The 24,595-nt window shown below is 68.8% G+C and carries 26 protein-coding genes and 1 pseudogene; 12 read left to right on the top strand and 15 right to left on the bottom strand.

The window, feature by feature from the left end:
• The first annotated feature begins 1 nt into the window (after window position 1).
• The gene (locus tag ACG00Y_RS24540; protein ID WP_394483527.1) at window positions 2-403 is read left to right on the top strand and encodes a YchJ family protein; all 402 of its coding nucleotides are present in this window, start codon (window positions 2-4) and stop codon (window positions 401-403) included.
• Window positions 400-1,167, top strand: coding sequence for a pseudouridine synthase (locus ACG00Y_RS24535; protein ID WP_394483525.1), 768 nt, complete (start codon window positions 400-402; stop codon window positions 1,165-1,167). The genes ACG00Y_RS24540 and ACG00Y_RS24535 overlap by 4 nt, the downstream gene beginning before the upstream one ends.
• On the opposite strand, the pseudogene ACG00Y_RS24530 reads toward ACG00Y_RS24535, so the two are convergent.
• The 3 genes and pseudogenes from ACG00Y_RS24530 to ACG00Y_RS24520 form a co-directional block, all read right to left on the bottom strand.
• A pseudogene (locus tag ACG00Y_RS24530) lies at window positions 1,160-1,699 on the bottom strand (substrate-binding periplasmic protein); the annotation flags it as partial. The gene ACG00Y_RS24535 and the pseudogene ACG00Y_RS24530 sit on opposite strands and share 8 nt — an antisense overlap.
• Before the next feature lie 189 nt (window positions 1,700-1,888).
• A complete protein-coding gene (locus ACG00Y_RS24525; protein ID WP_394483523.1) occupies window positions 1,889-2,959 on the bottom strand; it encodes a WD40/YVTN/BNR-like repeat-containing protein in 1,071 nt (356 codons plus the stop codon).
• A gap of 3 nt (window positions 2,960-2,962) precedes the next feature.
• Window positions 2,963-3,232, bottom strand: coding sequence for a MoaD/ThiS family protein (locus ACG00Y_RS24520; RefSeq protein ID WP_394483521.1), 270 nt, complete (start codon window positions 3,230-3,232; stop codon window positions 2,963-2,965).
• A gap of 86 nt (window positions 3,233-3,318) precedes the next feature.
• On the opposite strand from ACG00Y_RS24520, the gene rarD reads away from it, so the two are divergent.
• Window positions 3,319-4,203 carry an EamA family transporter RarD gene (rarD, locus tag ACG00Y_RS24515; RefSeq protein ID WP_394483519.1) on the top strand — a complete coding sequence of 295 codons (885 nt, stop codon included), beginning with the start codon at window positions 3,319-3,321 and terminating at the stop codon, window positions 4,201-4,203.
• 50 nt (window positions 4,204-4,253) lie between these two features.
• The gene (locus ACG00Y_RS24510; RefSeq protein WP_394483517.1) at window positions 4,254-4,700 is read left to right on the top strand and encodes a hypothetical protein; all 447 of its coding nucleotides are present in this window, start codon (window positions 4,254-4,256) and stop codon (window positions 4,698-4,700) included.
• Window positions 4,701-4,717: 17 nt separating this feature from the next.
• Here ACG00Y_RS24510 and ACG00Y_RS24505 read toward each other — a convergent pair whose 3' ends face one another.
• The 5 genes from ACG00Y_RS24505 to lysA form a co-directional block, all read right to left on the bottom strand.
• Window positions 4,718-5,770: a hypothetical protein gene (locus tag ACG00Y_RS24505; protein WP_394483515.1), complete on the bottom strand. Its 1,053-nt coding sequence runs from the start codon at window positions 5,768-5,770 to the stop codon at window positions 4,718-4,720.
• Between the two features lie 67 nt (window positions 5,771-5,837).
• Window positions 5,838-7,391, bottom strand: coding sequence for an alkyl hydroperoxide reductase subunit F (gene ahpF, locus ACG00Y_RS24500; RefSeq protein WP_394483513.1), 1,554 nt, complete (start codon window positions 7,389-7,391; stop codon window positions 5,838-5,840).
• 139 nt (window positions 7,392-7,530) lie between these two features.
• On the bottom strand, window positions 7,531-8,094 hold the full coding sequence (gene ahpC / locus ACG00Y_RS24495) for an alkyl hydroperoxide reductase subunit C (protein ID WP_394483512.1): 564 nt from the start codon (window positions 8,092-8,094) through the stop codon (window positions 7,531-7,533).
• 115 nt (window positions 8,095-8,209) lie between these two features.
• Window positions 8,210-9,340: an HD-GYP domain-containing protein gene (locus ACG00Y_RS24490; protein ID WP_394483511.1), complete on the bottom strand. Its 1,131-nt coding sequence runs from the start codon at window positions 9,338-9,340 to the stop codon at window positions 8,210-8,212.
• A gap of 60 nt (window positions 9,341-9,400) precedes the next feature.
• The gene (lysA, locus tag ACG00Y_RS24485; protein ID WP_394483510.1) at window positions 9,401-10,645 is read right to left on the bottom strand and encodes a diaminopimelate decarboxylase; all 1,245 of its coding nucleotides are present in this window, start codon (window positions 10,643-10,645) and stop codon (window positions 9,401-9,403) included.
• A 70-nt stretch (window positions 10,646-10,715) separates the two neighbouring features.
• On the opposite strand from lysA, the gene ACG00Y_RS24480 reads away from it, so the two are divergent.
• The gene (locus ACG00Y_RS24480) at window positions 10,716-11,600 is read left to right on the top strand and encodes a LysR family transcriptional regulator (protein ID WP_394483508.1); all 885 of its coding nucleotides are present in this window, start codon (window positions 10,716-10,718) and stop codon (window positions 11,598-11,600) included.
• Here ACG00Y_RS24480 and dxs read toward each other — a convergent pair.
• The 3 genes from dxs to xseB are packed head-to-tail and all read right to left on the bottom strand — an operon-like array spanning window position 11,572 to window position 14,618.
• Window positions 11,572-13,464 (bottom strand): 1-deoxy-D-xylulose-5-phosphate synthase, encoded by a 1,893-nt coding sequence (gene dxs / locus ACG00Y_RS24475; RefSeq protein WP_394483506.1) that lies wholly within the window; start codon window positions 13,462-13,464, stop codon window positions 11,572-11,574. The two genes, ACG00Y_RS24480 and dxs, sit on opposite strands and share 29 nt — an antisense overlap.
• Before the next feature lie 11 nt (window positions 13,465-13,475).
• Window positions 13,476-14,363: a polyprenyl synthetase family protein gene (locus tag ACG00Y_RS24470; protein ID WP_394483504.1), complete on the bottom strand. Its 888-nt coding sequence runs from the start codon at window positions 14,361-14,363 to the stop codon at window positions 13,476-13,478.
• A gap of 3 nt (window positions 14,364-14,366) precedes the next feature.
• A complete protein-coding gene (xseB, locus tag ACG00Y_RS24465; protein ID WP_394483502.1) occupies window positions 14,367-14,618 on the bottom strand; it encodes an exodeoxyribonuclease VII small subunit in 252 nt (83 codons plus the stop codon).
• Window positions 14,619-14,844: 226 nt separating this feature from the next.
• On the opposite strand from xseB, the gene ACG00Y_RS24460 reads away from it, so the two are divergent.
• The 4 genes from ACG00Y_RS24460 to ACG00Y_RS24445 all read left to right on the top strand — a co-directional run bounded on the left by ACG00Y_RS24460 (window position 14,845) and on the right by ACG00Y_RS24445 (window position 18,169).
• Window positions 14,845-15,957, top strand: a complete 1,113-nt coding sequence (locus ACG00Y_RS24460; RefSeq protein ID WP_394483500.1) for an aromatic ring-hydroxylating oxygenase subunit alpha — start codon at window positions 14,845-14,847, stop codon at window positions 15,955-15,957.
• The gene (locus tag ACG00Y_RS24455) at window positions 15,957-16,859 is read left to right on the top strand and encodes a DMT family transporter (protein ID WP_394483498.1); all 903 of its coding nucleotides are present in this window, start codon (window positions 15,957-15,959) and stop codon (window positions 16,857-16,859) included. The genes ACG00Y_RS24460 and ACG00Y_RS24455 overlap by 1 nt, the downstream gene beginning before the upstream one ends.
• Window positions 16,856-17,668 (top strand): sulfurtransferase, encoded by an 813-nt coding sequence (locus tag ACG00Y_RS24450; protein ID WP_394483496.1) that lies wholly within the window; start codon window positions 16,856-16,858, stop codon window positions 17,666-17,668. Before ACG00Y_RS24455 ends, ACG00Y_RS24450 begins: the two co-directional genes overlap by 4 nt.
• Before the next feature lie 66 nt (window positions 17,669-17,734).
• On the top strand, window positions 17,735-18,169 hold the full coding sequence (locus ACG00Y_RS24445) for a universal stress protein (RefSeq protein ID WP_394483494.1): 435 nt from the start codon (window positions 17,735-17,737) through the stop codon (window positions 18,167-18,169).
• 18 nt (window positions 18,170-18,187) lie between these two features.
• Here the strand turns inward: ACG00Y_RS24445 and ACG00Y_RS24440 are convergent, their stop codons facing one another.
• Together ACG00Y_RS24440 and ACG00Y_RS24435 are read right to left on the bottom strand one after the other, a co-directional pair.
• Complete coding sequence (locus tag ACG00Y_RS24440) at window positions 18,188-18,976, bottom strand: ZIP family metal transporter (protein ID WP_394483492.1); 789 nt, start codon at window positions 18,974-18,976, stop codon at window positions 18,188-18,190.
• A 21-nt stretch (window positions 18,977-18,997) separates the two neighbouring features.
• On the bottom strand, window positions 18,998-19,870 hold the full coding sequence (locus tag ACG00Y_RS24435) for a dienelactone hydrolase family protein (protein ID WP_394483490.1): 873 nt from the start codon (window positions 19,868-19,870) through the stop codon (window positions 18,998-19,000).
• A 50-nt stretch (window positions 19,871-19,920) separates the two neighbouring features.
• Between ACG00Y_RS24435 and ACG00Y_RS24430 the strand changes: the two genes are divergently transcribed.
• The 3 genes from ACG00Y_RS24430 to ACG00Y_RS24420 all read left to right on the top strand — a co-directional run bounded on the left by ACG00Y_RS24430 (window position 19,921) and on the right by ACG00Y_RS24420 (window position 22,029).
• Window positions 19,921-21,414: a Ppx/GppA phosphatase family protein gene (locus ACG00Y_RS24430; RefSeq protein WP_394483488.1), complete on the top strand. Its 1,494-nt coding sequence runs from the start codon at window positions 19,921-19,923 to the stop codon at window positions 21,412-21,414.
• Between the two features lie 62 nt (window positions 21,415-21,476).
• Complete coding sequence (locus tag ACG00Y_RS24425; RefSeq protein WP_394483486.1) at window positions 21,477-21,746, top strand: BrnT family toxin; 270 nt, start codon at window positions 21,477-21,479, stop codon at window positions 21,744-21,746.
• Between the two features lie 16 nt (window positions 21,747-21,762).
• Window positions 21,763-22,029, top strand: coding sequence for a BrnA antitoxin family protein (locus ACG00Y_RS24420; protein ID WP_394483484.1), 267 nt, complete (start codon window positions 21,763-21,765; stop codon window positions 22,027-22,029).
• An 8-nt stretch (window positions 22,030-22,037) separates the two neighbouring features.
• On the opposite strand, the gene sixA is transcribed toward ACG00Y_RS24420, so the two are convergent.
• Both sixA and ppk1 read right to left on the bottom strand, forming a co-directional pair.
• Complete coding sequence (gene sixA / locus ACG00Y_RS24415) at window positions 22,038-22,499, bottom strand: phosphohistidine phosphatase SixA (protein WP_394483482.1); 462 nt, start codon at window positions 22,497-22,499, stop codon at window positions 22,038-22,040.
• A 9-nt stretch (window positions 22,500-22,508) separates the two neighbouring features.
• Window positions 22,509-24,557 (bottom strand): polyphosphate kinase 1, encoded by a 2,049-nt coding sequence (ppk1, locus tag ACG00Y_RS24410; protein WP_394483480.1) that lies wholly within the window; start codon window positions 24,555-24,557, stop codon window positions 22,509-22,511.
• Between the last annotated feature and the right edge of the window lie 38 nt (window positions 24,558-24,595).

Below are 24,595 nucleotides of genomic sequence, written 5' to 3'. Positions count from 1 at the left end.
GATGCACGCGCCTCCCACCTGCCCTTGCGGCAGCACCCTGCCCTACGCCGCCTGCTGCGGCCGCCTGCATGCGCAGCACGCCGCCGACGGCAGGCTCATCGCGGCCACGCCCGAAGCACTGATGCGCTCGCGCTACGCTGCCTTCGTGCTGGACCTGCGCCCCTACCTGCTCGCCAGTTGGCATGCCAGCACCCGCCCCGCTTCGCTGGAGCCGCCCGAGCCCGGCCTGAAGTGGCTGGGCCTGGAGGTGAAGCGCAGCGCGCTGCAGGATGCCGACCACGGCACCGTCGAGTTCGTCGCCCGCAGCAAGCTCGGCGGCCGCGCCCACCGGCTGCACGAGACGAGCCGCTTCGTGTGCGAGAACGGCGCATGGTTCTACGTCGATGGCGACCTGACAAATTGACTCTGACCCCGATTTATCAGGACGAACACCTCGTCGCGATCGACAAGCCGCCCGGCCTGCTCGTGCACCGCACGCAGCTCGCGGCGCATGAAGACCAGGCCGCCTTGCAGCTGCTGCGCGACCAGCTCGGCCAGCCCGTCTGGCCCGCGCATCGGCTGGACCGGGGCACGTCGGGCGTGCTGCTGTTCGCGCTATCGGCCGAGGTCGCGTCGCTGCTGGGCGCGATGTTCGAGCAGGGCCGCATGGAGAAACGCTACCTGGCCCTGGTGCGCGGCTGGCCGACGCTGGACCAAGGCCTCATCGACCATCCGCTAGCCCGCGACCCCGAGCTGCCGTCGGCAGGCCAGACCCTGCTGGCCGCGCAGACCCGCTGGCAGGTGCTGGAGCGCATCGAGTGGCCCGTCACCACCGACACGCGCTTCGCCACCACCCGCGTCGCGCTGCTGGAGGCCGAGCCGCTGCAGGGCCGCCGTCACCAGATCCGCCGCCACCTCAAGCACATCGCCCACCCCATCCTCGGCGACGCCACGCATGGCAAGGGCCCGTTGAACCGCGCCGTGGCCGCCTGGCTGGGCGTCAACCGCCTGTGGCTGCATGCGCAGCGGCTGGCGCTGCGGCACCCGGTCAGCGGCGCGGCGCTGATGCTGGAGGCGCCGCCTTCGGCCGCGCTGCAGCAGGGCGCGGCCTGGCCGCCGGCTCCAGCCAGCGGCTGCGAATCCGCCGCAACTCCCCTTGCGCATCCAGCCGCAGGATGGCCTCGTTGAAGCGCACCACCTCGGCCTCGTCGAAGCGCTTGCGGCTGAGCTTGTAGGCCACCACGTCGCGCCGCACGGGCAGCGCCAGCTCCACCACGTCCACCCCCGCCGCCCGCGCCGCGAACAGCACCGCCAGGCGCTCGCCCAGCAGCACGTCGCCGCGTTTGAGCTTCAGCAGCTGCACGCCCTTGGCGTAATCCTCGAACGGCGTCAGCTGGCCGCGCCTGGCGAACTCGTCGACGATGGGCACGACGCTGGGGCCCCGATGCGCCAGCAGCCGCAGGCCACCGTCCAGCACCTGGGCGAGCGCCTGCGGCACCGGCCCTGCACGAGGGGGTTCGGCACGCATGAAGGCCGAGAACTCCTCGTTGCGGTAGGTCCGCGTGAACCAAGACACGCCCGGCGGGTCGGGGCCGTCGTAGGAGGCGGCGACGAGCAGGTCCAGCTCACCGGCGGCCAGCATCGGCAGGCGGCGGTTGCGCGGCAGCCCGGGGATGTACTCCACGGTGCAGCCCAGCTCGCGCGCCACGGCGGCCAGCATCTCGGTCTCCAGGCCGGTGTGCAAGCCACTGGCGTCGATGAAGGAGTAGGGCCGCCAGTCCTCGAACGGCACACGCCAAGGTCGGGCGCAGGCGGCCGCGGCCAGCACGGGGACAAACAGCGTCAGCGCGAACAGCAGGCGTCGGAGCATCGACGCCGAGGATAGTCGAGCGACCCCGGCGCAAATGCCTCAGCCGAACTTGACGGCGTAGATCGGTGGCAGGTGGGCCGACACGGTCTGCCAGCTCTCCCCCGCATCGCCGCTGGCCCACAGGCCGCCGGTGGTCGAGCCCATCATCAGTTGCTCGCCGTCGTCGTCCACGGCCAGGCCATGGCGGTAGATGAGGTCGTAGCAATGCTGCTGCGGCAGGCCGGTGTGCAAGGCCTCGAAGGTCTGGCCGCCATCGCGGGTGCGCGTCACGCACAGCGCGGCGTCGACGGGGATGCGGCGCTCGTCCTTGATGGCGGGCACGAACCAGGCGGTGTTCGGGTCGTGGGGATGCGCGGCGACCGCGAAGCCGAAGCTGGACGGCTGGGCCTGCAGCTCCTGCCAAGTCGCACCGTTGTCGCTGCTGCGGAAGATGCCGCAGTGGTGCTGGCACCAGAGCACGTCGGGCTGGTCGCGGCAGCGAACGATCAGGTGCGGGTCCTGCGAGTTCTCGTCGCCCTCAAGTTCGGGCGGCATGAAGTCGGCGCGCATGCCCTTGGCGCGCAGGCCCCAGGTCTGGCCGCCATCGGTCGTGCGCCAGGCGCCGCCGCAGGAGACGCCGATGAGCAGCTCCTGCGCCTGGGTCGGGTGCGGGCAGATGGAGTGCAGCGCCGGCGCCGGGTTGCCGCCGCCCATCCACTGCAGCCGGCGCGGGTCGCCCCACAGCGTCTCATCGAGCTGCCAGCTCTCACCCTTGTCGCGGCTGACGAACAGCCCGCCGGGGATGCTGCCGCACCAGATGGCGTCGCCCGCGCGCTCCAGCGCGAACACCTGCTCCAGCTTCCACGCCGGCCCCTCGGCGCCTTCGGGCTGCGGCGGGAAGCTGGGCGCGGCCACCTCGCGCCAGGTCTGGCCGGCGTCGTCGCTGGCCTGCAGCTTGGCGCCGAAGTGGCCCAGGCTGAGCCCGGCCAGCATGTGGCCCGAAGTGTCGGGCGGCAGCAGCATGGTGACGGGGTCGGCCACGAAGCTGAGCCGCTCCACCTGCCAGCCACTGGCGCGGCGGCGCAGCTCGAAAAGGCCTTTGCGGGTCGCGGCCCAGGCGCGGTCAGTCATGTTTCAACCTCCAGACAAAGCTTGCAGGACATGGATGCGGCTGTCGGCCCGCAGCGGGTCGCTCAGGCCGCGCAGATCACGCGCCCGCTGGCCGTCGATGAAGACGACCACGTTGACGCGCAGATGGCCTTGCTCATCGAGGATGTAGCCCCTCAGCCGCGGCTGCTCAGCGAACGCGGCATCGAGCGCTTCGCGCAGCGTGGCCGCCTCGCACTGGCAGGACGGCGCGTCCACGAAGCGGCGCAGCTGAGGGGTGAATTCGACAAGGGCCATGGATTGACGACGAACGAGGCAGGCGCAATTCGACTGCCGAGCCCCTACGAAAACCTCCGGAGTAACCCGCAACGAGAATGCCCGTGATGAATTCCGGTGTCCTCTACGCCCTTGGCGCCTATCTGAGCTGGGGGCTGTTCCCGCTCTATTTCCGCCAGATCGCCGCCATCCCGTCGCTGCAGATCGTGGCCCATCGGACGCTGTGGTCCCTGGCCTTCGTCGCCGTCGTGCTGCTGGTGATGCGCAACCTGAGATGGCTGCGCGCGGTCGATGCCGCGACGTGGCGGCGCTTCACGCTGTCGGCGCTGCTGATCGCCATCAATTGGCTGACCTATGTCTGGGCGGTCGGCCACGGCCATGTCATCGACGCCAGCCTGGGCTACTTCATCAACCCGCTGGTCAACGTGGCGCTGGGCTTTGCGCTGCTGCACGAGCGGCCACGACCGGTGCAGTGGCTGGCCGTGGGCCTGGCGGCCTTCGGCGTGGTCTGGCTGACGGTGGCCGGCGGGCGCCTGCCCTGGGTGGCGCTGGTGCTGGCGGTGAGCTTTGGCTTCTACGGCCTGATGCGCAAGACCGCCGCGTTAGGCGCCATCGAGGGCCTGACGCTGGAGACGCTGATCCTCGCGCCGCTGGCCGCCGCCGGGCTGATCTGGTGGTCGCAGGACGGCAGCATGGCCGGGCAGACGGCGGTGGACTGGGCCTGGCTGATCGGCACCGGCCCGGTCACCGCCGGCAGCCTGCTGCTGTTCGCGGCCGGCGCGCGGCGCATTCCGCTGGCGACGCTGGGCCTGGTGCAGTACGTGTCGCCGTCGCTGCAGTTCCTGCTGGGCGTCTTCCTGTTCAAGGAGCCCATGGATGCGACGCGGCTGGTGGCCTTCGGCTTCATCTGGGGCGCACTGGCGGTCTACAGCGCGGAGGGTCTGTGGCAGGCCCAACGCATCGTTACGGCTTCATTGCCCAAGCCGGTGTAAACCGAAACCCGCCGCGCCGCGTTGACGCAGGCCACCTCCGTGAGTTCGCCATGAATGCCCTTGCCCGCACGCTGATCGCCTCCGCACTCATCGCCGCCACGGCGGCTGCGAGCGCCGGCCCGCGCCACTACTACGGCGCGCGGCACCACCACCATCACCACCACCGCAGTTCGGGGCTGGGCGCACTCGTCGTCGGGCTGGCAGTGGCGGTACCCTTGATTGCCCTGGCCCGTCAGGCGGACCAGGCCGAACGCGCCCCCGACGTTGTCTACGTACCGCCGCCCGCCCCGCTGCCTCCGCCCGCGCCGGTCTACGCCCCCAGCCGCGCCGAGCCCGTGATCTACCCGCGCAACGGGCAGAGCAATGTGCAGCTCGAGGCCGACACCCGCGAATGCAACCGCTGGGCGACGACGCAGCAGGCCGCTATGGCCGATGCCAGCGTCTTCAATCGTGCCGTCGAGGCCTGCATGGACGGGCGGGGATACACGCTGCGCTGAAGCAGCGGATGCCGGGGTCACTGCGCAGCCGCCCCGGCCGGAGCTGACGCCGCTCCTTCAGAGCGCTGGTACCAGTCCCGCGTGACGGCGTTGAGCTGGCGACGATCGAGCTGCCACAGGCCCAGCGGGCCATGGACGATGTCCAGCTGATGCACCGTGCCGGGGTCGAACTGGTCCCAGTACTCGTGCACCTGCCGCAGCGTGACCACCGGCGGGCCGGGCTGCAGCGGCGTCAGGTGGGCCCGGCCTTCGAGCTTGTAGGCGGTGGCGACCGCGCCGCCAGCGAGCCACTGGTCCAGCCGCAGCGCGCCCCGGGTGAGCCCGCCGCCCAGCGCAACAGCCAGCAGGCCGCTGAGCACCATTGCCTCACGAGCCGGCACGCGGGACCGGTGCAGGGCCGGGTAGGCCAGCAGGCCGACCATGCCGAGCAAGGCGGTGTAGATGTAAAGGCTGCGCGGCGCCAGCAGCTCATGCTCGCTGAACGCCATATCGCCCAGCGTGAGACACAGCACGCCCACGAACAAGACGGCCACCGCCAGGCTGGCGCGGTTCTTCTCCAGCGCGAACTCCTGCAGCGCACCGGCCGCCAGCGGCTGCCCGGGCAGCAGGGCCCGCAGGATGTCGGACGTGGCCTCGCGCGACAGCAGCGCGTTCATGCCGGTGTCGGCACAGACCATCACTGAATCGTCAACATAGCCTAGGGCGAGCCAGTGCAGATTGCCCGAACTCAGGCTGGCATTGCCCACCCAACGGATGGCGTCGGCGGCAACGGGCAGCGTGCGTTCGAGGCGTTCGCCGTTGCCCAGAACAGCCACAACGCGCACCTGCTTGCCCTCGTCGATGAGCAGGCCCTTGCCCTCGAACGGCTGCAGCTTGAGGATGCGCGCGTAAGCTGCGGGGCGCGACACGTTGACCCGGAACCACCGGTGTGAGCCCAGGCGCGGCGCCCAGACCTTGAGCAGTTCGTCCTGCCCGCGCTTGGTGCGACGCTGGTGCCGCCACAACGACACCATCAGCAGCGCCAAGGCCCCGACCAGGGCCAGCTGCAGCCCCGTGAACACCTGCGACATGAACACTCCCTGCGCGCCACTGGCGGGCGCTGCCAGGTCAGTGTAGGCGCAGGGTCAGGGCGTGCCGTCAGCTGCGCATCAGGTAGTCAAAGGCGCCCAGCGCCGCCTTCGCGCCGTCGCCGGCCGCGATGATGATCTGCTTGAACGGCACGGTCGTCACGTCGCCTGCCGCGAACACGCCCGGGATGGAAGTCGCACCTTTGGCGTCGACGATGATCTCGCCGTGCTTGCTCAGCTCCAGCGTGCCGCGCAGCCATTCGGTGTTGGGCACCAGGCCGATCTGCACGAAGCAGCCGTCCACCTCTACCCGCTTCGCCTCGCCCGACACGCGGTCGGTGTAGTTCAGGCCGTCGAGTTTGCCGTTGGTGCCGGTGAACTCGGTCGTCTGCGCGTTGGTGATGATGGTGACGTTGGGCAGGCTGCGCGCCTTGTTGACCAGCACCGCGTCGGCGCGCAGCTCGGCGCCGAATTCGATCAGCGTCACGTGTTTGACGATGCCGGCCAGGTCGATGGCCGCCTCGACACCCGAGTTGCCACCGCCAATGACCGCGACCGGCTTGCCCTTGAACAGCGGGCCGTCGCAGTGCGGGCAGTAGGCCACGCCCTTGTTCTTGTACTCGGCCTCGCCGGGCACATTGACGTTGCGCCAGCGCGCGCCGGTGGACAGGATGACCGTCTTGCCTTTGAGCTTGGCGCCGTTGGCCAGCTCCACCTCGACATAACCGCCCGGTTGCGCGGCAGGGATCAGCTTCTCGGCGCGCTGCAGGTTGTGGATGTCGACCTTGTAGTCCTTGACATGGCCTTCCAGCGCGGCGGCGAACTTCGGGCCGTCGGTGACCGAGACGGAGATGTAGTTCTCGATGCCCAGCGTGTCGTTGACCTGGCCGCCGAAACGCTCGGCCGCCACACCGGTGCGGATGCCCTTGCGAGCCGCGTAGACCGCAGCCGCAGCACCGGCGGGGCCACCGCCGATGATGAGCATGTCGTAGGGATCTTCCGCGTCGAGCTTCTTCGCGTCACGCGCGGCGGCGCCGGTGTCGAGCTTGGCGACGATCTCTTCCAGGCTGACCCGGCCCGAGACGAAGTGCTGACCGTTCAGGTAGACGCTGGGCACGGCCATGATGTCGCGCGCCTCCACTTCCGCCTGATACAGGCCACCGTCGATGACGGTGGTTCGGATGCGCGGGTTGACTATTGACATCAGCGACAGCGCCTGCACCACGTCCGGGCAGTTGTGGCAGGTCAGGCTCATGTAGATCTCGAAGTCGAGGTCCACGTCCAGCGCCTTGACGGCATCGATCTGCGCCTGCTCGACCTTGGGCGGGTGGCCGCCAGTCCACAGCAGAGCCAGCACAAGGGACGTGAACTCATGACCCAGCGGGATGGCGGCGAAGCGCAGCGATTGCTCGGTGCCGGTGCGGCGCAGCAGGAAGGACGGCGTGCGTGTGTCGACGCCATCGGCGCGGAACGAGATCTTGTCGTTCATGCCGGCGATCTCTTCGAGCAGCTCGCGCATCTCGTCGCTGCTGGCCGAGTTGTCCAGCGAGGCAATGATCTCGAAGGGGAGCTTGACGTGGTCCAGGTAACCCTGGAGCTGGGTCTTCAGTGCGGCGTCCAACATGGTGAGGTCCTTTCAGTGAGGCGTGGCGAGAGAGGCCACTGCTGAAAGGGTCCCCAGGGGCGGAGGCACTTTCAGCAGAACCCGTGAGGCTCTGCGGAAGGAAGGAGCCCTCCCGGGCTCCTCGCAAACAGCACGGCTGTTAGATCTTGCCGACGAGGTCCAGCGACGGGGCGATCGTGGCAGCGCCTTCCTTCCACTTGGCCGGGCAGACCTGGCCGGGGTGAGCGGCGGTGTACTGGGCAGCCTTCAGCTTGCGCAGCGTTTCCGACACGTCACGGGCGATCTCGTTGGAGTGGATCTCGGCCGTCTTGATGATGCCTTCGGGATTGATGACGAAGGTGCCGCGCAACGCCAGGCCTTCTTCGGGGATGTGCACGCCGAAGGCATTGGTCAGCGTGTGGGTCGGGTCGCCCACCAGCGGGAACTTGGCCTTGCCGACGGCCGGCGAGGTCTCGTGCCAGACCTTGTGCGAGAAGTGCGTGTCGGTCGTGACGATGTAGACCTCGGCGCCCATCTTCTGGAACTCGGCGTAGCTGTCGGCCGCGTCTTCCACTTCGGTCGGGCAGTTGAACGTGAAGGCGGCCGGCATGAAGATCAGCACGGACCACTTGCCCTTCAGCGTCTCGTCGCTGACGGTGATGAACTTGCCGTTGTGGAAGGCTTCGGTCTTGAAGGGCTGGACTTGGGTGTTGATCAGGGACATGAGTGCTCCGTGGGGGTGGGTGGATGGGATGAGTAGAACTATATCGACGAAGAGTTTTCAGTTGAAAACTTTTATCAAATCGGTGTTATTGATTCAGGCTATCGAGGGCCATTGACTAAGCCTCGTAGCGGCGGTCGTAGAGCTTGTGCGGCGTGAGCTGCACGCGCAACTGCTGCGCCGCGACCAGGCCAGTGATCGCATGCTCGGCCGACGCGGTGTCGCGCCGGACCGGCGAGCCTAAGGCATCTCCGCGACGATTCATAACGGCGCTGACGATCGGTGTGTTGCCTGTGGTGCCGCGTCGCACGACGACGGCGATTTCGCCGCTCGCGAGCTTAACCAGCGTGCCCGGCGGGAACATCCCCAATTCCTTGACGAGCAGCGCGGCGAAGGTGTGGCCGTTGCTGCCGGTGTAGAGCGCCTTGGCCGCCTGCGGCGCCGGCAGGCCCAGGCGGCCGCCGCGACTGGCCAGCTTCGCAAGGAAGACGTCTACGAGGCGCAGCAGCTGCGAGGTCTCGCCCGGCTCGGCGAGGTGCTGGGGATAGCCGCCGCCGCCCGGTTGTTCGTGGTGCTGGGCGACGGCGCTCAGCCATTCGGTGTCGTCCAGGCCGGCGTTGCGCAGCCAGGCCACGGCCTCGTCCGGGTGACGGTCGATGGCCGCGCGCTGCGGCGGCAGCAGCCGGCCGCCGCGCGAGGCCAGGCGGCCTTGCAGGTCGATGATGGACAGGTTCATCGTCAGCGCGGCGCCGACCAGGCTCTTCTGTCGCTCCGGCGCCCAGCCCAGCCGGCGCGACAACAGCGCGCAGACGGCAGCCGAGTGCAGCAGGTGGGCCAGGCCGTAGACCTCGTGGCGGCTGTGGTCGTGCTGGATGACGACGAACAGCAGCTGGTCGGGGAAGCGCTCGGCCCAGGCGATGAGCTGGCCGGCGCACTCCTTCACGCGCGCCAGGAACAGCGGCTCCTGCGGCGCGCGCAGCAGCACGGAAAGCCGCGTCTGCAGCGCCTCCCAGCGCGCAAAGAAGTCCTCGCCGCCGGTGCCATCGTCATTGCCGCGCTTGGAGGCGTCGCGCAACTCGTCCATGTCGACGAAGACACCGCGACTCAGCAGCGCCTCGCGCATCTGCTCGTTGGGCACCGATTGGCCCTTGGCCAGCAGCAGCTTGCCCTCGGCGTCACGGACCCCGAAAGGCAGGGTCGCCCCGGCCTTGATATGGCCGCCAACTTGTTGAATTGGAACGAGTTTCATGCCCGGATGATGACCGGACTTGGAGCTAACGTGCCCAGCGGCTGGCAGCGCCGCTGCGGATCAAGCTTCGAGCGTGAGCAATTCCTCGACCGTCTGGCGGCGGCGGATCAGCCTCGACGCCTCACCGTCCACCAGCACCTCAGCCGCCAGCGGACGGCTGTTGTAGTTGCTGGACATGGACGCGCCGTAAGCCCCGGCGTCGTGGATGACCAGCAGGTCGCCGACCTGCGCCTCGGGCAGCGCGCGTGTCAGCACCTCGCCGCCGGCCGCTTGCGTGAACACGTCGCCCGACTCGCACAAGGGACCGGCCACGACCGACTCCCGCACCGGCCGCGCCACGCCATCGCGCGGCAGCAGCGTCATCGCATGGAAGCTGCCGTACATGGCCGGGCGCATCAATTCGTTGAAGCCGGCGTCCACCAGCACGAAGTTGTTGGCGCCGGCGTTCTTCACCGCCCTCACCTCGGCCAGCAGCACCGCGCTTTCGGCGACGAGGTAGCGGCCCGGCTCCAGCTCCAGCGTCAGCTTGTGACCCACGAGCGCCTCGGCGTCGCGGCGCGCGGTGTCCCAGAGGCCGAAATAGTGGTCGACATCGATGCCGGCGTCGCCCTCGCGGTAGGGAATCGACAGCCCGCCGCCGGCGGAGATCGCATGCAGGTCGTGACCCGCCGCGACCGTCTGGCGCACCAGGCCCACCATGGCCTCGCCGACCTGGGCCAGGTGGCCGTAGTCCACGCCCGAGCCGATGTGCATGTGCAGGCCTACCAGCTTGAGGCCGCCTTCACGGATGGCGGCCAGCGCCTCGGGCAGATCGGTGTGCCAGATGCCGTGCTTGCTGTGCTCACCGCCGGTGTTGGTCTTGTGGCTGTGGCCATGGCCGAAGCCGGGGTTGATGCGCAGCCAGACCGCATGGCCCGGCGATGCTTGGCCCAACTGGTGGAGCATGTCGATGGAGCCGGCGTTGACGGGGATGCGGTGCTCCACGACCGTCGCCAGCGTCGCGTGGTCCAGCAGGTCGGCGGTGAAGACGATCTCGTCGCCGCCGGCGGTGTAGCCCGCCGCCAGCGCGCGCAGGATCTCGCCACGCGAGACCGAATCGACCTTGACACCAGCCTCGCGCAGCAGCTTCAGCACATGGATGTTGGAGCAGGCCTTCTGCGCGAAGCGGACCACATCGAACTGCTGCAGCGACGCGGCGCGGGCGCGGATGGTGGCGGCGTCGTAGACCCACAGCGGCGTGCCGTGTTCGGCAACCAGGGCTTGCAGGCAGGCGGGGGTCAGGGCGGAAGGCAGGGGCTTGGTCATGCTGCGCAGCATGCCGGGCGGCGGCCATTCAATCAAATTGCAATTTGTCGTTGGACAATCCATTCCTGATATGGATATCCAGCACCGCCACATCGAAGTCTTCCGCGCCGTCATGACGGCCGGCAGCGTCACCGGCGCGGCCGCGCTGCTGTACACGTCCCAGCCCACGCTGAGCCGCGACCTGGCCCGGCTGGAGCAGTTGCTGGGCTACGCGCTGTTCGAGCGCGAGCGCGGCCGGCTGAAGGCGACGGCGCGCGCGTGCACCTTGTTCGACGAGGTGGAGCGCAGCTTCCAGGGGCTGGCCCGCGTCATCGAGCGGGCCAAGGCGCTGGGGCGGGCCGAGGACACGGCACTGAGCGTGCTGAGCCTGCCGGCGTTGAGCCATGCGCTGCTGCCCGGCGCGCTGGCGGCTCTGCTGGGCGAGCACCCCGCTGCGCGCGTCTCCATCACGCCCGCCGAACCGCCGCTGCTGGAGGCCTGGATGGGCGAGCAACGCTTCGACCTGGGCCTGGCCGAGCAGGCGACGCCACTGCCCGGCGTGCGCGTGGAGCCGGTGCTGGAGGCCGACGAAGTGGCCGTGCTGCCGGCCGGCCATGCGCTCGTATCGCGCAGGCGGCTGGCGCTGAAGGACTTCGCCGGCCTGGACTTCATCAGCCTGGCCGAGGACGACCCCTACCGACGTGAAATCGATGCCCGGTTCGATGCGGTCGGCGTGCAACGGCGGTTGCGCTTGCAGACGCACAGCGCGGTGGCCGTCTGCGAACTGGTACGCGCAGGCCTGGGCGTGGCCATCGTCAATCCGCTGACTGCGGCAGCTTGCGCGGGATCCGGTCTGGCGGTGCGGCCGCTGACCGTCTCGATTCCCTACCGGGTGTCGGCGCTGATTCCCCTGCATCGACCGGCGCAGCCGCTGGTCGACGACTTGCTCAACGCACTGCGGCGCGGACGACCGTAGGCTTGGCGCCGAAGCGCTTGACGATGCTGGCCTCGATGCCGGCGGCGTCCAGGCCGCACAGGCTCATCAGCTTGGCCACGTCGCCGTGCTCGACGAACTCGTCGGGCAGGCCCAGTTGCAACACCGGCACGTTCAGGCCGGCGGCGTTCAAAGCCTCGGTGACGGCACTGCCGGCGCCGCCCATGATGCAGCCGTCCTCGACGGTGACGATGGCGTCGTGTGTGCGGGCCAGCTCGGCCACCAGCACGGCGTCCAGCGGCTTGACGAAGCGCATGTTGGCGACCGTCGCATCCAGGCGCTCGGCGGCTTGCAGCGCCGGGTAGAGCAGCGTGCCGAAGGCCAGGATGGCGATGCCTTGGCCCTGGCGCCTGACTTCACCCTTGCCCCAGGCCTGGGCCGTCATGGCCTTCACCGGCACGACGCCTGCGCCTGCGCCACGCGGGTAGCGCACGGTCACCGGGCCGTTGTGCATGAAACCCGTGTACAGCGCCTGGCGGCATTCGTCCTCATCGGCCGGCGTCAGCACGGCCATGTTGGGAATGCAGCGCGTGTAGGCGATGTCGTAGTTGCCAGCATGCGTAGCGCCGTCGGCACCCACCAAGCCGGCGCGGTCCAGCGCGAACAGCACGGGCAGGTTCTGGATGGCCACGTCGTGGATCATCTGGTCGTAGGCGCGCTGCAGGAAGGTCGAGTAGATCGCGACAACCGGCTTGATGCCCTCGCAGGCCAGGCCGGCGGCGAAGGTGACCGAATGCTGCTCGGCGATGCCGACGTCGTGATAGCGCTGCGGGAAGCGCTTGTGGAACTCCACCATGCCCGAACCCTCGCGCATGGCCGGCGTGATGCCGACGAGGCGCGGGTCGGCCTCGGCCATGTCGCACAGCCAGTCGCCAAAGACCTGCGTGAAGGTGAGCTTGCCCGGCGTGGCCGGCTTGACGAAGCCCACGGCCGGGTCGAACTTGCCAGCGGCGGCGTGGTACTTGACCGGGTCGGCCTCGGCCAGCTTGTAGCCCGAACCCTTTTTGGTGACGATGTGCAGGAACTGCGGGCCCTTCTTGTCGCGCAGGTTCTCCAGCGTGGGCACCAGCGAGTCCAGGTCGTGGCCGTCGATGGGGCCGACGTAGTTGAAGCCGAACTCCTCGAAGATCGTGCCCGGCACGACCATGCCCTTGGTGTGCTCCTCGAACTTGCGCGCGAACTCGTACAGCGGCGTGTTCTTCAGCACGCTCTTGGCGCCTTCGCGCGCGGCGGCGTAGAAGCTGCCGCTCATCAGCCGCGCCAGGTATTTGTTCAGCGCGCCGACCGGCGGGCTGATCGACATGTCGTTGTCGTTCAGGATGACCAGCACGTCACCCAGCAGGCCGCCGTGGGCGACGCCGGCGTTGTTCAGCGCCTCGAAGGCCATGCCGGCGGTCATCGAGCCGTCGCCGATGATGGCCACGGCCTTGCGGCTCTCGCCCTTGAGCTTGGCCGCCATGGCCATGCCGTGAGCCGCCGAAATCGACGTGGACGAGTGGCCGGTGCCGAAGGTGTCGTACTCGCTCTCGTCACGGCGCGGGAAGCCGCTGATGCCGCCGATCTGGCGCAGGCTGGGCATGCGGTCGCGGCGGCCCGTCAGCACCTTGTGCGGGTAGGTCTGGTGGCCCACGTCCCACACCAGCCGGTCTTCCGGTGTGTTGAAGACATAGTGCAGCGCCACCGTCAGCTCGACGGTGCCCAGGTTGGAACCCAGATGACCGCCGGTCTTGGAGACGCTGTCCAGCACATAGGCCCGCAACTCGTCGGCGACCTTCTTCAGGTCGGTGCGCGGCAGGCGGCGCAGGTCGGCCGGGCTGTCGATGCTGTGCAGCAGCGTGTAGTCCATGGCGATGCCCTTCAATTGACGCGCTCGACGACGGAGTCGGCCAGCAGGCTGAGATGGCTGACGTCGGCCAGGCCGGTGGCGGCCAGTGCCCGTTTGGCTTGCGCGCGCAGGTCCTGGGCCAGCGTGCGCGCAGCACCCAGGCCCAGCACGCTGACATAGGTCGGCTTGTTGGCGTCCTGGTCCTTGCCGGCGGTCTTGCCCAGCACGTGCGATTCCTGGGTCACATCCAGGATGTCGTCGACCACCTGGAACGCCAGGCCGAGCGCCGCGCCGTATTCCGACAAGGCCTGCGTCGCCTGCGCGGACGCCGGCCCGCAGGCGGCACCCATCACGACGCTGGCCTGCAACAGCACGCCGGTCTTGCGGCGATGCATGTCGCGCAGCGTGCATTCGTCCAGTTGCTTGCCGATGCTGGCCAGGTCGATGGCCTGGCCGCCGGCCATGCCGTCGTAGCCGGAAGAGCGCGCCAGCAGCGCACAAAGCCGGGCCTGCAGCGCGGGCGCGATGCCGTCGTCCGGTGTGAGCACGTCGAAGGCCAGGGCCTGCATGGCATCACCCGCCAGCATGGCCTGGGCTTCGCCGAAGGCCACATGCGTCGTCGGCTTGCCGCGGCGCATGACGTCGTTGTCCATGCAGGGCATGTCGTCATGCACCAGCGAATAGGCGTGGATCAGCTCGACCGCGCAGGCCGCACGCATCGCCGCGAAGCGGTCGCCGCCGACGGCCGCGCAGCTCGCCAGCACCAGCAGCGGCCGCAGCCGCTTGCCACCGCCCAGCACTGCGTAGCGCATCGCCTCGCCGAGGCCAGCGGGCGCAGACGCGGGCACGAGACCGTCCAGCGCCGCCTCGAAGGCCGAAAGGGACGTGTCCACCCAGTGGTCGAAGTCCTTTGCATCCATTTGTCAGGAGCCCTCCCAGGCCTTCAGTTCTGCGCCGTCGAGCAGCTTGACCTGCTGCTCTACCGCCTGCAGCCGGCCGCGGCACAGGGCCAGCAGCTCGGCGCCGCGCTTGTAGCTCTGCAGCAGCTGATCCAGCGGCAGCTGCTGCCCCTCCATGGCCGCCACCAGGCGCTCCAGTTCGTCGAGCGCCTGCTCGTAGCTGGGTTCGCTGCCGTCTGACGCGGCTGCCTTGGGGCGGGGGGAGGTCTTGGTCATCTCGAAACGCTAAACGGCGATTGTAGTCAGCGGGGCCTGGACATCCCCGACCCGCCAAGCCCTTGCGCCGCCATTGCGACGGCCCCTGGGTAGAATCCCGACCCTCTTCCTGCGGCCGTGCATGCGCGCGGTCCGCCTCCTCCACACCAAGCAACCTGGCCGACTCGGCAACGAGATGCGCCGGAGGGACGCAGCACCCCATTCCCCTGAAAGACCCGCCTGGATCATGTCCGACCTGAGTCTTACCGTCTCGGCGCTACAACGCAGCCAGACCCAGCTCCCGGTGAGCGCCTACTTCGATAACGATCTGTTCCAGCACGAGCGGACCAGCATCTTCCAGCGAGGGCCCCGCTATGTCGGCCATGCACTGGCTGTCCCTGAAATCGGCGACCACTACGCGCTGCCACAGGAGGGCGAAGGCCGCGCGCTGGTGCGCTCGGCCCAGGGCATCGAGCTGCTTTCCAACGTCTGCCGGCACCGCCAGGCGGTCATGTTGCGCGGGCGCGGCAACACGCAGGCCAACATCGTCTGCCCGCTGCACCGCTGGACATATTCACATCAGGGCGAGCTGATCGGGGCGCCACATTTCGAGCAAGACCCCTGCCTGCACCTGAACCGCTACCCGCTTCAGGAGTGGAACGGCCTGTTGTTCGAGGCCAACGGCCATGACGTCGCCGCCGAGCTGCAGCGATTGGGCCCGCGTGCGCAGCTGGACTTCTCCGGCTATGTGCTCGACAAGGTCCAGGTCCACGAGTGCAACTACAACTGGAAGACCTTCATCGAGGTCTATCTGGAGGACTACCACGTCGGCCCCTTCCACCCCGGCCTGGGCGGCTTCGTCAGCTGCGACGACCTGGCCTGGGAGTTCGGCAAGCACCACTCGGTGCAGACGGTCGGCGTGCAGAAGGAGCTGGAGCGCCCCGGCTCGCCGGTCTATCAGCGCTGGCACGACGAGCTGCTGAAGTACCGCGAAGGCCGCCCGCCCGAGTCGGGCGCGATCTGGCTGACCTACTACCCGCACATCATGGTGGAGTGGTATCCGCATGTGCTGGTCGTGTCGACGCTGCACCCGGTGTCGCCGCAGAAGACCGTCAATCTCGTCGAGTTCTACTACCCCGAAGAAATCGTCGCCTTCGAGCGCGACTTCGTCGAGGCGCACCAGGCGGCCTACATGGAAACCTGCGTGGAGGACGACGAGATCGCCGAGCGCATGGATGCCGGGCGCAAGGCGCTGATGATGCGCGGCGACAACGAAGCCGGGCCGTATCAAAGCCCGATGGAAGACGGCATGCAGCACTTCCACGAGTGGTATCGCCACGAGATCGGCACGCCACTCTGATGCCCGCTCCCGCGCTCATGGTGCTGGCGACGTTGCTGTTCGCCACCATGGGCGTCTGCGTCAAGCTGGCCAGCGAGTTCTACGCGGCCAGCGAGATCGTCATGTACCGCGGCCTCGTCGGCATGACGGCCATGGCGCTGCTGACGCGCCAGCAGGGCATCAGCCTGGCCACCAAACTGCCCGGCATGCACCTCTGGCGCAGCATCTCGGGCGTCACGTCGCTGTGCCTGTGGTTCTACGCCATCGGCAAGCTGCCGCTGGCCACGGCGATGACGCTGAACTACATGTCGTCGGTCTGGATGGCCTTGTTCCTGCTCGGCGGCGCCGTGCTGATGGGGGCCCAGAAACTCGACTGGCGGCTGATGGCCTCGGTGCTGCTGGGCTTCGTCGGCGTCGCGCTGATCCTGCGCCCGACGCTGGACCAGCAGCAGCTCTGGCACGGCCTGGCCGGCCTGCTGTCGGGCATGCTGGCGGCGATGGCCTATCTGCAGGTGACGGCGCTGGGCCGGGCCGGCGAGCCCGAGCTGCGCGTCGTCTTCTACTTCTCGGTGGGCGGCGCCCTTGCCGGCGCCCTCATCACCGCCGTGACCGAAGGCGGCCTGCAGACGCACACGCTGTGGGGCGCGGCGCTGCTGCTGGCCGTGGGCCTGCTCGCCACCGCCGCCCAGGTCTGCCTGACACGCGCCTATGCGATTGGCCGGCCGCTCGTGAACGCCTGCCTGCAATACCTCGGCATCGTCTTCTCCTTCGGCTACGGCATGCTGCTGTTCAAGGACCCGCTGACCTGGCAAGCCACCGTCGGCATGCTGCTCATCATCGGCGCCGGTCTGATCGCGACGATGCTGCGCGCCAAGGTGGCGCCGCCGCCGAAAGACAGCCAGTTCAACCCCAACGAGTCATGACCTACACCACGCTCATCTCGCCCGCCGAACTTCGCGCACTGGCCGACCCGCTGATCCTCGACTGCAGCTTCGACCTCGCCGACACCACCGCCGGCGAGCGGGCCTACGCGGCCGGCCATATCCCGGGCGCCCACTACCTGCACCTGGACCGCGACCTCGCCGGCGCCAAGACCGGGCCGGACGGCGCCTTCCGTGGCCGCCACCCGCTGCCCGAGCGCGAGGCCTTCGCCGCGCTGCTGCGGCGCCTGGGCCTGCGCGCCGGCCGGCAGGTCGTCACCTGCGACACCCAGGGCGGCATGTACGCAGCACGCGCCTGGTGGATGCTGCGCTGGCTGGGCCACACCGAGGTCGCCGTGCTCGACGGCGCCTGGGACGGCGATCGCACGGCTGAAATCCCCGCCGCCACGCCCACCGACTGGCAGCCCGGCGCGCCGCTCGTGCAACACATCGGCGCGGCCGCGCTGCTCAAGCAACTCGGCAACGTGCGCCTCATCGACGCCCGCGCCGCCGAGCGATTCCGGGGCGACGTCGAGCCGCTGGACAAGGCCGCCGGCCACATCCCCGGTGCCAGCAACCGCTTCTTCCGCGACAACCTCGGGCCGGATGGCCGCTTCAAGCCCGCCGCCCAGCTGCGTGCCGAACTGCAGGCGCTGGCGGCCGACACCGTCGTCCACCAATGCGGCTCCGGCGTCACCGCCTGCCACAACCTGCTGGCCATGGCTCATGCGGGCCTGGGCGACGGCGTGCTCTACCCCGGCTCGTGGAGCGAATGGTCAGCCGACACCTCCAGACCCATCGCAAAGGGTTGATCTCCGACAAGCGGCCCGGTGTCTGATGGGCCACACTGCGGTCCTCAGCAACGACTGGAGGACCGAATGTTCAAGCGCATCCTCGTTCCCACGGACGGCTCCGACATCACCAGCCATGCCGTAGACACCGCCGTCCAGATGGCCAAGGTGCATGGCGCCCAACTGCTGACGCTGAGCGTCATGGAGCCCTTCCCCTACAGCGCCGTCTCCGAGATCCAGCCCATGCCGCCGCAGGAGTTCATCGACGCGCAGCAGCGGGTCGCACTCCGGCGCGTCGAGGACGTCTGCGCGGCCGCAGCGGCGCAGGGCCTGTCGTGCAAGGGGCACACCGTCGAGGCCTTGCACGCCTGGGAAGCCATCGTCGACCACGCCAAGGCCGAGAGCGTGGACCTCATCGTCATGGCCTCCCACGGCCGCAGCGGCCTGGCCTCGCTGCTGCTGGGCAGCGAGACGCAGAAGGTGCTGAAGCACATCGACCTGCCGGTGCTGATCGTCAAGTAGCCGGCGGCGCCGACGCGCTCAATGCGCGTGGGAGCCGTGCAGCAGCGTGGACACTCCGAAGGCCACGGCCAGGCCCACGGCCAGCCAGGCGACCTGGGCGAAGGTCTCGCGCCAGGCCAGGCGCTGCTGCAGTTGCGGCAGCAGGTCGGCCACCGAGATGTAGATGAAGCTGCTGGACGCCAGCACCAGCAGATAGGGCAGCGCCAGCTCGAACTGGCCGATCAGCAGCCAGCCCAGCACACCACCCAGCACCGAGGCCATGCCCGAGATCGCGTTGAACAGCAGCGCCTTGGCGCGGCTGAAGCCGGCGTTCAGCAACACGATGTAGTCGCCCACCTCCTGCGGGATCTCGTGCGCGACGATGGCCAACGCCGTCGCGAAACCCAGCTTGGTGTCCGCCAGAAAAGCGGCCGCGATGATGGCGCCGTCACAGAAGTTGTGGATGCTGTCGCCCACCAGCACGGACAGGCCGCCACGGCCGGCCTGTTCGGCATCGAAATGGTGGTGGTGGTGGTGGCCGTCGCCCTCGTGGTGGTGGACGTGGCGGTACAGCTCCACCTTCTCCAGCAGCCAGAAGAACAGCAGCCCGGCCAGCAGCACGGCGAACAGCGTCTGCGGCGCGGCGGTGTGGCTCTCGAAGGCCTCGGGCAGCACGTTGAGCAGCGAGGTGCCCAGCAGGATGCCGGCCGACAGGCTGACGAGGCTCTTCACGAGGCGGGTCAGCACGCCGACGGTGAGGCTGGCGGCGACGAGTACCGACAGCAGGCCGCCCGCGAAGGTCGCGAGCACGATATAGAAAAGGGTCATCCGCGCATTGTCCCTGCCCTCTTAGGCGACGCCGTGCTTGCGGAACCAGGCCAGGCACCTGGCCCAGCCATCGTCGGCTGCGGCCTTGCGGTAACTGGGGCGGTAGTCGGCATGGAAGGCATGCGGCGTGTCGGGGTAGACGACGAACTCGCTCTTCGTGTGGCCGGCCGCCTTCAGCGCAGCTTCCAGTTGCGTCAGCGTCTCGACCGGGATGCCGCTGTCGGCCGCACCGTACAGGCCCAGCACCGGCGCCTTGATGCTGGTGGCGCGCTCGACGGCGGTCTTGTCGCCCGGGTGGTAGCTGCGCGCCACCGGGCCGTACCAGGCCACGCCGGCCGTCAATTTCGTGTTGTGGGCGGCATAGGTCCAGGTCGTGCGGCCACCCCAGCAGAAGCCGGTAATGCCCAGCTTCGACGTATCGCCACCATTGGCTGCAGCCCAGGCCACGGCGGCGTCCAGGTCGGCGTTGACCTGGGCGTCGCTCGCCTTGCTGACGACTTCGCTGATGAGCTTGGGAATGTCCGTGTAGGCACCGGCATTGCCGTGGCGCACGAACAGCTCGGGCGCGATGGCCAGGTAGCCCAGCTTGGCGAAGCGCCGGCACACGTCGGCGATGTGCTCATGCACGCCGAAGATCTCGCTGGCCACCAGGATGACCGGCAGGTTCTTCCTGCCCGCAGGCGCGGCGCGGTAGGCCGGCAGCTTGAAGTCGCCCACCGGCATGCTGACCGAACCTGCCTCCAGGCCTGCGGTATCGGTGCTGATGGTCTGCGCCGTCACCGGCAGCACGGCGGCCGCAAAGCCCCCGCCCACGGTACCCACGGCCGTCTGCACGAAACCCCGCCGGCTGAAGTCGCGTCCGGGTGCGAGGCTGTCGATCTCTTCTTTCAACATGGGGGCTCCTGAGCAAGAAGCGTCAAATTTTGCCCCGACAATCCGCGCCCATGACGACGCGCCCCGACCCGAACCGCCAGCCCTGGGCCTCCATCGACATCGGTTCCAACAGCTTCCGGCTGGAACTGGCCCGCCTCAGCGGCGACCGCTACCAGCGCGTCAGCTACATCAAGGAAAGCGTGCGCCTGGGCGCCGGCCTCGACGGCGAGGGCATGCTGACCGAGGCCGCCATGCAGCGCGGCCTGGACTGCCTCACGGCCTTCGGCGAGCAGCTCGTCGGCATCCCGCCCGAGCGCGTCCGCGCCGTCGCCACGCAGACGCTGCGCGAGGCGCGCAACCGCAACGCCTTCCTGGCCCGGGCCGAGGCCGCGCTGGGCCACCCGGTGGAGGTCATCTCCGGCCGCGAGGAGGCACGCCTGATCTTTGCCGGCGTGGCGCGCCTGCAGCCGTCGGACAAACCGCGCCTGGTCATCGACATCGGCGGCCGCTCGACCGAGATGATCCTCGGCAAGGGCCGCAAGCCGCTGCTGGCCGAGTCCTTCGGTGTCGGCAGCGTCGGCTTGTCGATGCGCTTCTTCGCCGACGGCGCCTACACGGACGAAGCCTTCCGCGCCGCCCAGGTCGCTGCCGGCGCCGAACTTGAAGAGGCGCTGACGCTGTTCCGCCCCGAGCTGTGGAAAGAGGCGCTGGGCTCGTCGGGCACCGTGGGCGCGGTGTCGCACATCCTCGCCGCTACCGGCCAGACCGACGGCCGCATCACGCCCGACGCGTTGCGCTGGTGCATCGCGCAATGCATCGCCGCCGGCTCGCAGGACAAGCTGCAGCTGCCCGGACTCAAGGACGACCGCCGCCCCGTCGTGGCAGGCGGCCTGTGCATCCTCTACACGCTGCTGACGCAGTTCGGCATTGCAGAGCTGCTGCCCACCAAGGGCGCGCTGCGGCAAGGCGTCGTCTTCGACCTGGCCGAGCGCCTGCAGCCCAGCGGCGCGCGCGACCCACGTGCCGGTTCGGTCGCCGAGCTGCAGAAGCGCTTCGGTGTCGATACGGCGCAGGCCGAGCGCGTGGCGACCAAGGCGGAGAAGCTCTACCGCGAGCTGGTGCCCAAGCCGCTGCCCGAACCGCTGCGCGAGCTGCGCTGGGCGGCTGCGCTGCACGAGATGGGCATGCTGGTCTCGCACCACGACCACCACCGCCACAGCGCCTACCTCATCGGTCATGTGGACGCGGCCGGTTTCTCGACCAACCAGCTGCAGCGCCTGGCCACGCTGGCGCTCGGTCAGCGCGGCGGCCTGCGCAAGCTGGAGTCGCAACTGGCCGACGCCAACCTGCTGGACTCGCTGATCGCGCTGCGCCTGGCCGTCATCCTCTGCCACGCGCGCACGCCGGTGGTGGCGGGCGCCCCGAAGCTGGAGCGTGCGGACAAGCAGCTGACACTGCGCCTGCCCAAGAGCTGGTCGGGCGAGCAGGCGCGCACGCGCTACCTGCTGAAGGAAGAGGCCGAGGCCTGGGCGCGGACGGGCTTGCTGGAACTTGTGGTGGCGTAACGACTGCCGCGCGCGGCAGGTTTTCGTTGACCTTCGGCATTTAATGTAGCTACATTAAATCAATGCAGATCGAGTTCGATCCAGCCAAAGACAGAGCCAACCTCAGCAAGCACGGCGTTTCTCTGTCACTGGCAGTCGAACTGGACTGGGATGCCGCGCTGGTATGGATCGATGGTCGATTCGAGTACGGCGAGCTGCGCATGATCGCCCTCGCCTCCGAGACCAACACGCTGTATTACGTGGCGTTTGTGGAACGTGGCGAAGTTCGCCGGGTCATCAGCCTTCGTCCTGCCACTCGTCGCGAGGTGAAGCACTATGTCGAAAACATCTAAGCCGTCCGCCATTCGCATGCCTTCCGTCGAGGAAGACCGCACCATCGTCGCGGCGGCCAAGGCCGATCCGGACGCCCAACCGCTGTCGCCACGGCAGCTCAAGGAAATGGTGCCCATTCAGGCTCGACGCGGCCGGCCCACCTCCGAGAACAAGAAGCTGCTCGTCTCGGTGCGCTACAGCCCCGAGGTGGTGGCCTACTTCAAGTCGACCGGCGATGGCTGGCAAGCACGCATGGATGGGGTGCTGCTGAAGTACGTCGCCAGGCAGTCGCGCGGAGCCTGACACCACGCCTAAAGCGCGTCCGGCCCCTGCACCGCGTGCAGCGTCACCTCGGGCTCGCCATCGCGCTGGCGCCAGCGCAGCCACCAGACGGCGCCCTTCTTGACGGCCCAGTCCTGCTCCACGCCGGCCAGCAGCTGCGCCGCCAACTGGCCCAGCGTCGGCTGGTGGCCGCAGATCAGCACCGGCTCGCTCGCCTTGGGCCAGCGCGAGGCTTCGATGAGCGCCGCGATGGGCGCGTCCGGCGCCAGCGACGGCACGATGCGCACTTCGCGGCCCAGCGCATCGGCCGTCTGGCGGCAGCGCAGCGCGGGGCTGACGAGCACGCGCGTCGTCGCGGCCAGGCGGTGGTTCAGCCAGGCCGCCATGCGCCGCGCCTGGCGCTCGCCCTTGGGTGTCAGCGCGCGCTGCAAGTCGTCCTGCCCAGGGGCAATGATCTCGGCTTCGGCGTGGCGCCAGAGGATCAGGTCCATGCGCGCCCCTTATTCCGAATAGCGCCGCATCAGTGCCTGCTGGGCGCTGACGCCGTGGTCGCTGACCCGCACCGAGCGGCCATCCGGCCCGAGCTGCCAGGCGTCCATCGTGTCGTGCAGATAAGGCTGCAGCGCCTCGTCGATGACGCGCTGGCGCAGCTTGGGGTCCACCACCGGCCACGCCACTTCGATGCGGCGGAACATGTTGCGGCTCATCCAGTCGGCGCTGGACAGGTAGAGCGCCTCGCCCTCATCGCCCTCGGCCCAGCGGAAGTAGCAGACCCGCGTGTGCTCCAGGAAGCGGCCCACCACCGAGCGCACGACGATGTTCTCGCTGACACCCGGCAGGCCCGGCGGCAGCATGCAGGCGCCGCGCACGATGAGGTCCACCCTGGCGCCCGCCTGGGCCGCGCGCAGCAGGCCGTGGATGAGCTCGGCATCGGTCAGCGCATTGATCTTCACGACCACGCGCGCACCCTTGTAGCCGCCCAGCGCAGCCGCCTCCACCAGGCCCAGCAGCTCCAGCATGCGGCTGTGCAGGTTGAAAGGCGCCAGCAGCATGCGCCGCATCGCCTTGAACTTGCCCAGCGACGCGAGCTGGCGGAACACCGAATCGGCGTCGGCGGTCAGGTCGTTGTCGGCCGTCAGCAGGCCCAGGTCGGTGTACAGGCGCGCCGTCTTGGGGTTGTAGTTGCCGGTGGAGATGTGGGCATAGCGGCGCAGCTTCGTGCCTTCACGGCGCGTGATCAGCAGCAGCTTGGCGTGCGTCTTGTAGCCGACGATGCCGTACACCACCTGCGCGCCCACCGCCTCCAGGCGCTCGGCCCAGTTGATGTTGGCCTCTTCGTCGAAGCGCGCCTTCAGCTCCACGACGACCATGACCTCCTTGCCGCGCCGTGACGCCTCGATGAGCAGGTCCATCAGCTCGGACTTGGCGCCAGCGCGGTAGATGGTCTGCTTGATGGCCAGCACATCGGGGTCGTTGACGGCCTCGCGCAGCATCGCCACGACGGGCTCGAAGCTCTCGAACGGGTGGTGCAGCAGCACGTCGCCCTTCCTGAGCTTCTCGAAGATGGACTTGTGGCGCGGCAGCCGGCCACTGGGCCAGGCCGGCTCATACGGCGTGAAGCGCAGCGCGGGCGCATCGGTCTGGTCGATCAACTCGTTCAGACGCACCAGGTTGACCGGGCCGTTGACGCGGTACAGCGCCGCATTGGGCAGACCGAACTGCTCCAGCAGGAACTCCGACAGCTCGGCCGGGCAGCTGTTGACCACCTCCAGCCGCACCGCGCGGCCGAAGTGGCGCGTCGTCAGGCCGGAGCGCAGCGCATGGCGCAGGTTGGCGATCTCCTCCTCGTCCACCTCCAGGTCGGAGTCGCGCGTGACGCGGAACTGCGAGAAGGCCTCGACCTTGCGGCCGGGGAACAAGTCCTCCAGATGGGCGCGGATGACGCTGGTCAACAGCACGAAGGCCTGGCGGCCGTCGGAGAGATTCGCCGGCAGCTTGATGACACGCGGCAGCACGCGCGGCACCTTGACGATGGCGATGCGGTTGTCGCGGCCGAAGGCATCCTTGCCCGAAAGCCGCGCGATGAAATGCAGCGACTTGTTGCCCACCTGCGGGAAGGGGTGGGCCGGGTCCAGGCCCACGGGCACCAGCAGCGGCTTCACCTCGCGCTCGAAATACTTGCTGACCCAGGCGCGCTGCGGCTCGTCGCGGTCGGCGTGGTTGAGCACGACGATGCGCTGCTTCAGCAGCACCGGCATGACCTGCTCGTTGAAGACGTGGTACTGCTCGTCGATCAGCGTGTGCGCGGCGCGGCCGACGCGGTCGACGTCCTGGCTCGTCACGGTGCTGAGCGGGTCGCGCGCGGCCTCCAGCATGTCGGCGAAGCGCACCTCGAAGAACTCGTCCAGGTTGCTCGACACGATGCAGATGTAGCGCAGCCGCTCCAGCAGCGGCACATCCTCGCGCTGAGCCTGGGCGAGCACGCGCCGGTTGAATTCAAGAATGGCTTGTTCGCGATTGAGCAGCTTCAATGGAGTCGGGTCGGTCATGGCGAAAAGTGTATGAAGGTTGTGTGACAACCACTTGA

Origin of the sequence: Pelomonas parva (assembly GCF_043555835.1) — a bacterium.
GTDB lineage: Bacteria > Pseudomonadota > Gammaproteobacteria > Burkholderiales > Burkholderiaceae_C > Pelomonas > Pelomonas parva.
This window is presented reverse-complemented; position numbering and strand designations above follow the sequence as displayed.